Origin of the sequence: Shewanella sp. ULN5, assembly GCF_030731885.1 — a bacterium.
GTDB lineage: Bacteria > Pseudomonadota > Gammaproteobacteria > Enterobacterales > Shewanellaceae > Shewanella > Shewanella holmiensis.
In genome coordinates this window covers 1-11,334 of record NZ_JAPJEE010000030.1, presented here as the reverse complement: position 1 = coordinate 11,334, position 11,334 = coordinate 1, and the positions used below count along the sequence as shown (strand labels likewise).

The following is an 11,334-nucleotide window of genomic DNA, read 5'->3' as shown; positions in this document are numbered from 1 at the left end:
CGAGTGGCCAAAGGGATCAGACTGTAAATCTGACGGCTCAGCCTTCGAAGGTTCGAATCCTTCTCCCTCCACCATTTTACATCTTCAGATATTTATTTCAGTTTTGTGCCATTTCTAATTAAAAACCCTCTAAAACGCTTATTATCAGTTGCATCTTTTATATTCATTTAACATCATTTTGCCAATTTCGAATTCCTGTTTATTTGTTGCTAGGTTTCAATGCTTTTTTTCTTTAAGATTAAGCCATTAATAATCATGATGAGAAAATACTATGCAGTCGAACTGGGTAAACCTAGCTATTGCCAAAATTGATGCCGATTATCAGCGTTCTGCCGACACTCACCTTATTAAGCTAGATTTACCACAGCTTCAAGGTATTGATATTTACCTTAAAGATGAAAGTACTCATCCAACAGGTAGTTTAAAGCATCGCTTGGCCCGTTCACTGTTCCTATATTCTTTGTGTAACGGCTGGATTAATGAAACCACCACCATTATTGAATCATCCTCTGGCAGCACGGCAGTGTCTGAAGCCTACTTTGCACGGTTAATTGGCCTTGCCTTTATTGCCGTGATGCCAAAATCAACCGCAAAAAAGAAAATACAGCAAATAGAGTTTTACGGTGGCAAATGCCATTTTGTGGATAACAGCAATCAAATATATGCTGAGTCAGAGCGCCTTGCAAAAGCGCTAAACGGCCATTACATGGACCAGTTTACCTTTGCTGAACGAGCCACAGACTGGCGCGGCAATAACAACATTGCTGATTCTATCTTCATGCAAATGCAGCGTGAGCCTCACCCTGTTCCGCACTGGATTGTAATGAGTCCCGGCACGGGTGGTACCTCTGCGACCATTGGCCGTTATATTCGCTATCAACAACTTTCTACTCAACTATGTGTTGTCGACCCAGAAAACTCGGTTTTTTATGATTATTTTCATAGCAGAGATAAGTCAATAACCGGTACGGCTGGCAGTAAGATAGAAGGAATTGGCCGGCCTCGAGTAGAACCCTCGTTCATTGCTGGAGTGGTTGATGAAATGCAAAAAATTCCTGATGCAGCATCTATCGCAACGATGCAGTGGCTAGAGTGTTTAATTGGCCGTAAAACAGGCGCTTCGACTGGAACGAATCTTTACGGTGCATTGCAATTAGCTACACGCATGCAAGCTGAGGGGCAAAAAGGCTCTATTGTGACGCTAATATGTGATGCTGGGGAGCGGTATTTAGACACCTATTACAATGCGCAGTGGATTGACGATAACATTGGCTGCTTTAAAAAATTTGAAGCCCAATTAGTTGAGTTTAATCAAACGGGCCGACTGAACACGTTAGATTGTTAGTGGTAAGCTCTCTTATCTATTACCCTAATGCGGTATTTTCGATAGAGCTCAATTGACACTTTAATCCGCATTAGCCTAACAACTAGGCTAATGCTTGATATACCCTATTTCACGATCCCCAATTTAACATTTTGTGTAAACCCCGTGAGAATACTGTTAAGTAATAAATCGTATTAATCAATATTCAGATATTTGTGGGTTTGAATCGATAAACGCCAGTTTCTGGCTATACAGATTTTCATTGCCAATTCAGTTGCACGCGGCTTTTGACTTATAGGCTGTAAACAGATGGTTTTATCTGTTAAATCAATATTACTAAGCAGCGCATCTAATTCTTCAATGTGTTTTTCTGTCGCGATAGGATGCTTAATTTCATTTGCACGCGTAAGGGCTTGAGGCAACACTTTATATCCGCCCTTCATATTGATTTTAGGTGACACTGTGACCCAAGCATCAGGATGACACTGCACTTCAAATGTGCCAGAGGTTTCAATTTGAACGCTGAAACCCGCATCAATTAATTGCTCTGTTAGTTCGGTTAAATCATATAAACAAGGCTCGCCGCCCGTAATAACCACATGTTTAGCAGTAAATCCTTTATCATTAAAAGCTTTCATTAAGCTTTGACCATCATGGTCTGCCCAACGACCAATGGTACCATCAACGGTAATCACCTGTTCTGGCGTCACTTTGTTTTCAACTAATACATCCCATGTTTGTTTTGTATCACACCAAGAGCAGCCAACTGGACAGCCTTGTAAACGAACAAATAACGCAGGCACGCCAGTAAAACTGCCTTCACCTTGGATCGTTTCAAATACTTCATTTACAGGATAGTTCATTGTTCACCAGCTTTCGTTTATTGGGGCGGCATTTATAGTGTATTTCAAGTGCAGTATCAAGGAAACAGCCCGAGAAAGACGCATTAATTTTGCTATTACAACAAACTCTGCGATAAAATAGCGATTCATGGCACCGACCATTCTTGTTTATTTCTTATTAGGTTATCACTCATGTCGCAACCATCTTCATCGCCTACAAAAGCATTAGTCGTTTTCAGTGGCGGACAAGACTCAACCACCTGCCTTATTCAAGCACTTGCTGAATATGATCAAGTACATGGGATCACCTTTGACTATGGTCAACGACACAGGCAAGAAATTGATGTGGCGAAAAGCCTAGCGGCAGAACTTAAGTTGGCAAGTCACAAGGTATTAGACACAAGCTTACTCAATGAATTGGCAATATCTGCACTCACGCGGGATTCCATCCCAGTATCACATGAGTTGATGAACAATGGTTTACCTAATACTTTTGTACCTGGTAGGAATATCTTATTTCTGACATTAGCAGGCGTCTATGCCTATCAGCTAGGATGTGATGCTATTATCACTGGCGTATGTGAAACCGATTTTTCAGGTTACCCAGATTGCCGCAATGATTTCGTTCAGGCTATGCAACAAAGTTTAGCGCTCGGTTTAGATAAACCGATTAAAATTATTACCCCACTGATGTGGTTAAATAAAGCCGAAACCTGGGCTTTAGCGGATAAATATCAACAATTAGACTTAATAAAGCAACAAACATTAACGTGCTATAACGGTATAATTGGCGACGGATGCAAAGACTGTCCATCATGCTTATTACGTCAACGCGGCTTAGATGATTATTTACAAAACGCTGAACAAGTTATGCAATCGTTAAATGCAAAAGCTCACTCAATAAAATAGAGGTTTTTGATGGCTAAAGCACCACTATCAACCGTAAAGCCAAATCATTTTACGCTGATTATTAGCCTAATTTGCCTTGTTCTGTTTGCATTAACTTTAACCTCGCCAATGATTATCGATACCAATTCGATATTCAAATTTGAACATGACGCCATTGCTAACGGCCAAATTTGGCGTATTGTCACAGGCAATTTATTGCATACTAATGCTTGGCATTTAGTCATGAATTTGGCTGGGTTGTGGGTTATTGTTTTTCTACATGAATTACATTACAAAAGACATACTCCTAAACTCATTCTGCTTTTTATCAGCCTTTGTATTTTAGAAGGCATTGGTCTTTACGTTTTTTCTCCTGAGTTAAAGGCCTATGTGGGCTTAAGTGGAGTGCTACACGGATTATTTACCTTTGGTGCCGTGATGGACATTCGAAAAGGGTTAAGATCAGGATATTTACTGCTTCTAGGCGTTGTAGCTAAAGTGGCTTACGAGCAATACTTTGGCGCGAGTGCTGGAATTACCGAACTTATCAATGCCAGAGTGGCTACCGAATCACACCTTGTTGGCGTTTTTGCAGGATTAATTTGTGCTCTGTTTTGGAGTACAGTCGCTTATCGTTTTAAATATCGAAAATGATTTACTTAATTTTGCCTATGCGATTCTGGATTGCTTGCTGCATTGCTACTTTTTGTTCATCAATACCACAAAACTCTGCAAACCCTAAACCTTCACCATAAGGATTGACTTGAGTAGCTAAATTGACCACTCGGTAACAATAATCACCTTGCTTAACGATTCTATTTGGATCTAATTTGTGATTGTAACTATGAGGTTGACTCAGATCTTTTTTTTGGTGAATTTCAATAAAGTCTAAATCGGGATCCATCTCGCTCATAGAACCCACCGTATTTGTTGATGCTGTTTGCTGCCCCACCAGAGCGGTAAACTGCTGTTCTTTCATCTGCTGTAAATACTGGCGTGATGCATTTCGGATATCTTGCGATGTTGAAGTCGTTGGAATAGCAGAGCTCTTCTCAACATGGGACATGTTATTAGATGTCTCCTGCTTGAATTCCGTATGATGATCTTTATTCCGCGGTAATGCTTTGTCGGTGACGTCAGACTCATTGGGCATAATATCTTTTTCGACTGCCTTATTTTCCGTTGGAACAATTGTTGTTGGCTCTATTAAATGAGGCTCAGTATTTAATGGTTGCGCAGGAATATCACTCAACTGATTGTCAAGATTATCGTGAGACTTTTCATTTATCGGCTTGGCAGCATTCACCATAGCTTCATATTGTTCAGTGGTAATAATGTAACTGTTTATTTTCACCTCCTCTGGAATGGTGGCTATAACCTCTTTGCGTTGCTGGTTACTTTGCTGCCAAAATAACGCCAAAATTCCAAACAAGATGATGTGAATAATAATGGCCACAGTAATCGGTTTGAGTAAGCCGCCATGACCTCTTGTTATGATTTCATAGGCGTCATTCTCATTTTGAAGCTTGTTTTCTATACCCATAATCGCTGTTATCTAAAATATCCTTTTAGGTCCATCATCTCATATCAAAACATATGGCAAGATAATCCAATTCCAAAAAACAATAATGCTAAACAATTTGAATGTTAAACGGGTGTAAAGTTCAGATTGATTAAAAATATTGATACTGATGACAACTCAACATCAAAACAATTAACACAATCAACACAATCAACACAATCAACATAATTTCAGCTTACACCTGTAAGCTAAGTATGGTTTTTTATTTTATCCCCTGTTAAACTGGCTACGTATTTTACGCGATTAATAAGTAATAACACTATGGCAATAGCTTCAGACACGATAATTAACGACTCAAGTTCTAACAGCACATCTGATTACAGTGTAAGAGAAGAATTGGCCAATACTATATCCCATGGGCTGGGAGTATTAGCTGGCATAGTCGGGTTAGCATTTATGCTAATCAATGCACGAGATGATCTCAGTGCAGTTCAATTAACAGGCATTACCATTTATGGCATCAGTATTATTTTACTGTTTTTAGCCTCAACCTTATATCATTCTAGCCGCACAGCTGTATGGCGAAAACGATTCAAAATGGCTGATCATTGTGCCATTTATACTTTAATTGCTGGCACCTATACCCCGTTAATGTTGATTACATTACAAAATGATAATGCATTAACCATTTTAACCGCTATTTGGTGTTTAGCCTTGGGCGGAATTGTCTTCAAAACCTTGTTTATCGGCCGTTTTAAAGCATTCAGTTTACTATTATATCTCCTTATGGGCTGGCTTTGCGTGACTGTAATGCATGATTTAATTGCCAACATGAGTCAGACCAGTTTCAACTTACTCATCAGTGGTGGCTTATCTTACAGCCTAGGCGTTATTTTTTATGCGAATAAAAAAATCCCCTACAACCATGCAATCTGGCATTTATTCGTACTGGGTGGGGCTTTCACACACTTCTTCTCAATCTATTTAGTCATTACACATTAGACCCATTGTCTCAAAAAACTCAACAGCTACTGTGTTGTTGAGTTCTATTATCTGCTATGAAAATTTCACGTTTTAATGCAAAATCAATCATCCGTTTCTAAACATACAATAATATGTATTCCGAGCATAAATGGACTGCCGTTGAAAAAATTTCATTCGTTGTTAATATCATTCCAGCAGGAAAGGTTTTACCTTACGGTAAAGTAGCAGATTTAGCCGGGCTGCCAGGCCGTGCTAGGTATGTGTCTCGCGCGCTCAAGCTTGCCCCTTCAGAGGCAAATTTGCCCTGGCATCGAGTGATCAATTCAGCAGGTAAAATATCATTTCCCAAAAATAGTGATTTGTTCCAACAACAAACTGAATTATTAAGATTAGAAGGCATAGAAGTGAACCAGGGCAATATTTCATTGTCGAAATATTTATGGCAACCTGATCTAGCAACATTAGTTATGACTCTTCCTTTTTAGGAACAGTATTTTTTAGGATGAAACACATTGCAAATAACTTATTTAAAAACAATGCATAATGCCATCTTTTTGCCATCGTTTATTGTTGGCATCTTTGCAATATCACCTGCAACTTTGGCCAATAGCATCCCTTTAAATGCAATTGAAACCGAAGCCCCTCTCGTTCCGCAAGCGGATGACACAAGCACCTTAGACTACAAGGTATTATTAGCCCCATTGATCCCGCAAACCGCTCACTATAAAGCCTATTATGGCAGTTTTGAGTTAGGGGATGCTAAGTTCACTCTACCAGCGACTGATAGTAGTTATTACAAATATAATTTTGAAAGTGAAGTCGGTTTATTGATGCTGTCGGATGGACGTAAATTACAAAGTGATTTTACTCTCGAAAACGGTAAATTAGTGCCATTTCGCTATGTTCATGAGCGCACAGGTACTGGCAGTGAATATACTGAACAAACAGCATTTGCGCGTTCACAAAACTTCATACATACCATTTATAAACTTGATGCGTTGAAACTGGATTATCACGAGACAATTTTCGACCCTTTGATGGTGCAGTTACAGTTCAGAATGGATGTCATTAGTAATAAAAGACCATTGAATTACAAAATGGTGAAGGAAAAAGAAGTTGATGAATATGACTTTAAAATTATCGGTAATGAAACGATAACCGTTGCAGGAGGCACCTTCGACACCGTCAAATTTGAAGTTGTACGGAGTAGTACTAAAAGACAAACTTTTTTCTGGATGGCCCCTAAATTAGCCTATTTACCGGTGCGATTAAGTCATTTTTCAAAAGGCAGCAAACAATTAGATATTCAATTAGCTGATTATACATTTGATAAACCCTTACCTGAGATCCCAAGCTTGGATCTCGTACATGAGCAAGCTATTTTCAGCGCCTATATGGCCCAAAAGGCGTTATCTGCAGAAACTGAAAAACAAGATGATTCAGAAGCTAACATTAACCATGAGGTCAGTCCTGATAAGTTTAGTGAACAAGAAGTTTCTGATTTAAAAGATATGGTAATCAACTAATACGCTTGATTCAGTATATAAGAAAGCCAGGTTTTGCTGGCTTTCGTATCATAAATCATTAGCCGATTTTATATCGCCTTTATGAAATAAACGCCAGTCACCCGGTGAGAGGACTTGCCATTGTTCATTGTTGGTTAACGGTCTGGTTGCTATAACCGTTACCACATCATTAGGGGTGGTTTCTTTTTGAAAATCAATCACCACATCGGTATCAATTAACTTAGCCTGACCAAAAGGTGCTCTACGAGTGATATGGCATAGATTATTGGTACAATAAGCCATTAAATCGATACCATCACTCAAGATCATATTAAACACACCTAATTGACGAATTTCATCCGCTAATGTGGCGATATATTCAAAAACAGGTTTCATATCAACAGGAGCGGTATCTCCAAACTGCAGCACTACTTTTTCTAGTATCCAACAAAAAGCCATTTCGCTGTCAGTGTCGCCAACCGCTTGAAAACGACTTAAATTAAATTTGCTTTCGTAATCGGTTAACTGACCATTATGCGCATATGTCCAATATCGTCCCCATAATTCGCGGGTAAAAGGATGTGTGTTTTCAAGGGATACACACCCACGATTCGCCTGACGAATATGACTGACCACTATCTCACTTTTTATCGGATAAGATTTTATTAACTGCGCGATATGAGATTGGCTGCTTGGACAAGCATCTTTGAATGTGCGACTGCCCTTGCCTTCATAAAAAGTAATTCCCCAACCGTCAACATGTGGCCCCGTCACACCACCACGCTCTGCCAAGCCTGTGAAACTAAAAACAATATCTGTAGGGACATTGGCACTCATGGCAAGTAATTCGCACATTTATTAAGCCTTTTTCGTTACTAATTGATCAAATTATTACTGATATCCATATTGTATCTTTACTGGCAAATCAGTGGAACAAGATTGACACAATTAAATTTAAACAATTGTTTGAAAAATACTTGTATTCATCGCAGCATAAGGTTAAATTTTATGTGGCACAGGTCAGACCACAGTCTATACTTGTGATTAAGATCAATAAAAATTAGCCTTTCACACAATGGAACTGGCTTTAAGGAGAGAGTAAAGTGACCACCCTACTACTGATCATCGCTATGATCTTTGTGCTCGGCACAATGTCTTACCTAAGGGTATCGCTTGTCACCACCACAATAGCTGCGGCTGTTGTTTTGGGTGTTGGTAGCGCAATGGACATCGTAGGTTCTGCTGCTTGGATAGTATTCCTAGTATTAGCATTACCTTTTAATATCAAATCATTCAGACAGAATTTTATCAGCCGTCCGCTGCTTAAAGTGTATCGCGGTATCATGCCTGAAATGTCTTCTACTGAAAAAGAAGCCATTGAAGCGGGTACAACCTGGTGGGAAGCGGATCTATTCGCTGGTAATCCTAACTGGAGCAAATTACACAACTATCCTCAATCTCGCCTTACCGCTGAAGAACAAGCTTTCATAGATGGCCCAGTTGAAGAAGTGTGTAAAATGGTTAATCAACACCAAGTGTCTCACGAGCTAGGCGACTTGCCACAAGAAGTATGGCAATACCTAAAAGACCATGGTTTCTTTGCGATGATTATCAAAAAGAAATATGGTGGTTTAGAGTATTCTGCTTATGCACAATCTCGTGTGCTACAAAAATTGGCAGGCTTAAGCAGTGAGCTCGCATCGACTGTAGGTGTACCAAATTCATTAGGACCTGGTGAGTTATTACAACATTATGGTACGACTGAACAGCAAGATCATTACTTACCACGCTTAGCCAAAGGTTTAGAAGTTCCATGTTTTGCATTGACTAGCCCTGAAGCGGGTAGTGATGCGGGTTCTATTCCTGATTTTGGTATTGTCTGTAAAGGTGAATTCCAAGGCGAAGAAGTACTTGGAATGAAGTTAACCTGGAACAAGCGTTACATTACCCTGGCTCCAGTGGCAACCGTACTTGGTTTAGCCTTTAAACTGCGCGATCCTGACCGTCTATTAGGTGGTGAAGAAGAGCTAGGAATAACCTGTGCCTTAATTCCAACGGATATTCCTGGAGTTGAAACTGGCCGTCGTCATTTCCCGCTTAACTGTATGTTCCAAAACGGACCAACACGTGGTAATGAAGTCTTCGTGCCATTAAGCTTTATTATTGGTGGACCTGAAATGGCTGGCCAAGGCTGGCGTATGCTGGTTGAGTGTTTATCTGTAGGTCGTGGTATTACCCTACCATCAAACTCAGCTGGTGGAGTCAAAACTGCGGCTATCGCGACAGGTGCTTATGCTCGTATTCGTCGTCAATTTAAATTACCTATCGGTAAGTTAGAAGGTATTGAAGAGCCCATGGCACGCATTGGTGGTAACGCATACCTTATGGATGCAGTTACCAGCTTAACTACAACGGCAATCGATTTAGGCGAAAAACCTTCGGTAATTTCAGCCATAGTTAAATTCCACCTAACTGACAGAATGCAAAAATGTATTATTGATGCGATGGATATCCATGGTGGTAAAGGGGTATGTTTAGGCCCTAATAACTACCTAGGTCGTGGTTACCAGGCTGCACCTATTGCTATTACTGTTGAAGGTGCAAATATCCTAACCCGTTCTATGATTATCTATGGTCAAGGTGCAATTCGTTGTCATCCATATGTATTGGCTGAAATGGAATCGGCATTCGACACTGATGCAAGTCGTGGTTTAATGAACTTTGACGATGCGATTTTTGGTCATATTGGTTTCGCAATATCTAACTTCACCCGTAGTTTCTGGATGGGTTTAACCGGTGCACGTTTCTCAAATGCGCCTTACTCAGACAAAACTAAACGTTATTACCAGCAAATGAACCGTTTCAGTGCTAACTTAGCGTTACTATCTGACTTAGCAATGGGCACATTAGGCGGAAACCTCAAACGTAAAGAACGTATTTCAGCTCGTTTAGGTGACTTACTTAGCCAGCTATACCTAGTGTCTGCCACGTTAAAACGTTATCAGGATGATGGTCGTTTGACGGAAGATTTACCGTTGGTTCAATGGGCTGTTGAAGATTCATTGTATAAATTACAAGATTCTTTAGATGACTTACTTAACAACTTCCCAATGGGATTAGGCCACGCATTGCGTTGGGTTATATTCCCATTCGGCCGCCCTGTTAAGCGCCCTACTGATACACTGGATCATAAAGTCGCACAAATCATGCAAACACCTTGTGCTAGCCGTGATCGTTTAGGTAAAGGTCAATTCTTTACTAACAGTGAGCACAACGCTGTGGGAATTCAAGAGCAAACATTTATTGATATCCTTGCTTGTGAGCCTTTATACGACAAAGTATGTAAAGCAGCAGGTAAACGTTTACCCTTTATGTGGTTAGATAAGATAGCGGCAGAAGGTAAAGCGTTAGGTATACTAAGTGAAGCCGAAATTGCCTTACTTGAGCGTGCTGAAATTGGTCGTATGAAGTCAATCAATGTTGATGATTTTGATACTGAAACACTACGCGCCAACATTAAAGCCCCTATTAAGCAAGAAAAAGCAGCTTAACAACCGCATTTAATGATAAAAGGGTAAAGCATTGCTTTACCCTTTTTTATTTAAGGAATAAAAATGAATTTACGTGAAATGACCGGATTGCAAATCATGCAGGCCATGCTTGATGGCCATATTCCAGCACCATCAATTACTCACACAATGCCAATGAAAGCAATTCAAGTTTCTGACGGTGAGATTACCTTTGAAGCTCAAGCGGATGAAAGGCACTTAAATCCAATGGGCGGCGTCCATGGCGGTTTTGCTGCCACTGTACTAGATTCAGCAACTGCATGTGCGGTGCATTCTGCTCTGCCCGCTGGAGCAAGTTATGCCACTATAGATTTAAACGTTAAAATGGTGCGCCCAGTACCTAAAAACCAAGCGGTTTTTGCCACTGGAAAACTCATTAATTTATCAACCAGTTTAGCCATTGCAGATGCCACATTAACCGATAAACAAGGTCGATTACTGGCAACCGCCAGTGCAAGCTGTATGGTGAGTCGATAAAGCTTTAACACCACTGATACCGGCCGATTGCATGTTCATGCTATACCGTTTGTTCACAACTGTTTTTTCCCCTAATTTAATGCTGTTTGATGTCAGTTATCGATAAAATAAATCAGTTTTCAAACGTAAAAAAGCCCGTCATTGACGTAATGCTATTCGGATAAGCATTACTGTTTATATTTAAGTGGATAGCGGCTAGGTATATAGAGCACTGATCGTGGAT

Annotated in this window: 11 protein-coding genes; 8 read left to right on the top strand and 3 right to left on the bottom strand. The window is 40.0% G+C overall.

The features are described 5' to 3' along the window. Window positions 1-271 precede the first annotated feature (271 nt). Complete coding sequence (locus tag ORI98_RS17970) at window positions 272-1,345, top strand: PLP-dependent cysteine synthase family protein (RefSeq protein WP_306136129.1); 1,074 nt, start codon at window positions 272-274, stop codon at window positions 1,343-1,345. 173 nt (window positions 1,346-1,518) lie between these two features. On the opposite strand, the gene queE is transcribed toward ORI98_RS17970, so the two are convergent. Beyond that, the gene (gene queE, locus ORI98_RS17965) at window positions 1,519-2,187 is read right to left on the bottom strand and encodes a 7-carboxy-7-deazaguanine synthase QueE (RefSeq protein ID WP_261299347.1); all 669 of its coding nucleotides are present in this window, start codon (window positions 2,185-2,187) and stop codon (window positions 1,519-1,521) included. A 171-nt stretch (window positions 2,188-2,358) separates the two neighbouring features. On the opposite strand from queE, the gene queC reads away from it, so the two are divergent. Together queC and rrtA are read left to right on the top strand one after the other, a co-directional pair. Then, the gene (gene queC / locus ORI98_RS17960) at window positions 2,359-3,075 is read left to right on the top strand and encodes a 7-cyano-7-deazaguanine synthase QueC (protein ID WP_371931191.1); all 717 of its coding nucleotides are present in this window, start codon (window positions 2,359-2,361) and stop codon (window positions 3,073-3,075) included. A gap of 9 nt (window positions 3,076-3,084) precedes the next feature. Further along, window positions 3,085-3,708: a rhombosortase gene (rrtA, locus tag ORI98_RS17955; protein WP_306136128.1), complete on the top strand. Its 624-nt coding sequence runs from the start codon at window positions 3,085-3,087 to the stop codon at window positions 3,706-3,708. A gap of 1 nt (window position 3,709) precedes the next feature. On the opposite strand, the gene ORI98_RS17950 is transcribed toward rrtA, so the two are convergent. Then, window positions 3,710-4,597 (bottom strand): hypothetical protein, encoded by an 888-nt coding sequence (locus ORI98_RS17950; protein WP_261299345.1) that lies wholly within the window; start codon window positions 4,595-4,597, stop codon window positions 3,710-3,712. 306 nt (window positions 4,598-4,903) lie between these two features. Here ORI98_RS17950 and ORI98_RS17945 point away from each other — a divergent pair, with 306 nt between their 5' ends. The 3 genes from ORI98_RS17945 to ORI98_RS17935 all read left to right on the top strand — a co-directional run bounded on the left by ORI98_RS17945 (window position 4,904) and on the right by ORI98_RS17935 (window position 7,086). Beyond that, a complete protein-coding gene (locus ORI98_RS17945) occupies window positions 4,904-5,578 on the top strand; it encodes a hemolysin III family protein (protein ID WP_371931192.1) in 675 nt (224 codons plus the stop codon). A gap of 113 nt (window positions 5,579-5,691) precedes the next feature. Next, window positions 5,692-6,045 (top strand): MGMT family protein, encoded by a 354-nt coding sequence (locus ORI98_RS17940; protein ID WP_261299343.1) that lies wholly within the window; start codon window positions 5,692-5,694, stop codon window positions 6,043-6,045. 27 nt (window positions 6,046-6,072) lie between these two features. Beyond that, a complete protein-coding gene (locus ORI98_RS17935) occupies window positions 6,073-7,086 on the top strand; it encodes a DUF3108 domain-containing protein (protein WP_306136127.1) in 1,014 nt (337 codons plus the stop codon). 48 nt (window positions 7,087-7,134) lie between these two features. Here ORI98_RS17935 and ORI98_RS17930 read toward each other — a convergent pair whose 3' ends face one another. Continuing rightward, a complete protein-coding gene (locus ORI98_RS17930; RefSeq protein ID WP_261299341.1) occupies window positions 7,135-7,920 on the bottom strand; it encodes a class II glutamine amidotransferase in 786 nt (261 codons plus the stop codon). 248 nt (window positions 7,921-8,168) lie between these two features. Between ORI98_RS17930 and fadE the strand changes: the two genes are divergently transcribed. Together fadE and ORI98_RS17920 are read left to right on the top strand one after the other, a co-directional pair. Next, the gene (gene fadE / locus ORI98_RS17925) at window positions 8,169-10,616 is read left to right on the top strand and encodes an acyl-CoA dehydrogenase FadE (RefSeq protein ID WP_261299340.1); all 2,448 of its coding nucleotides are present in this window, start codon (window positions 8,169-8,171) and stop codon (window positions 10,614-10,616) included. Between the two features lie 63 nt (window positions 10,617-10,679). Continuing rightward, window positions 10,680-11,111: a PaaI family thioesterase gene (locus ORI98_RS17920; RefSeq protein WP_261299339.1), complete on the top strand. Its 432-nt coding sequence runs from the start codon at window positions 10,680-10,682 to the stop codon at window positions 11,109-11,111. Window positions 11,112-11,334 lie beyond the last annotated feature (223 nt).

Bases quoted from the DNA above. Each gene is read 5' to 3' on its own strand.
- queC (WP_371931191.1), top strand. From the start codon at position 2,359: ATGTCGCAACCATCTTCATCGCCTACAAAAGCATTAGTCGTTTTCAGT.
- ORI98_RS17940 (WP_261299343.1), top strand. From the start codon at position 5,692: ATGTATTCCGAGCATAAATGGACTGCCGTTGAAAAAATTTCATTCGTT.
- ORI98_RS17930 (WP_261299341.1), bottom strand. From the start codon at position 7,920: ATGTGCGAATTACTTGCCATGAGTGCCAATGTCCCTACAGATATTGTT.
- rrtA (WP_306136128.1), top strand. From the start codon at position 3,085: ATGGCTAAAGCACCACTATCAACCGTAAAGCCAAATCATTTTACGCTG.
- queE (WP_261299347.1), bottom strand. From the start codon at position 2,187: ATGAACTATCCTGTAAATGAAGTATTTGAAACGATCCAAGGTGAAGGC.
- ORI98_RS17950 (WP_261299345.1), bottom strand. From the start codon at position 4,597: ATGGGTATAGAAAACAAGCTTCAAAATGAGAATGACGCCTATGAAATC.
- ORI98_RS17970 (WP_306136129.1), top strand. From the start codon at position 272: ATGCAGTCGAACTGGGTAAACCTAGCTATTGCCAAAATTGATGCCGAT.
- ORI98_RS17920 (WP_261299339.1), top strand. From the start codon at position 10,680: ATGAATTTACGTGAAATGACCGGATTGCAAATCATGCAGGCCATGCTT.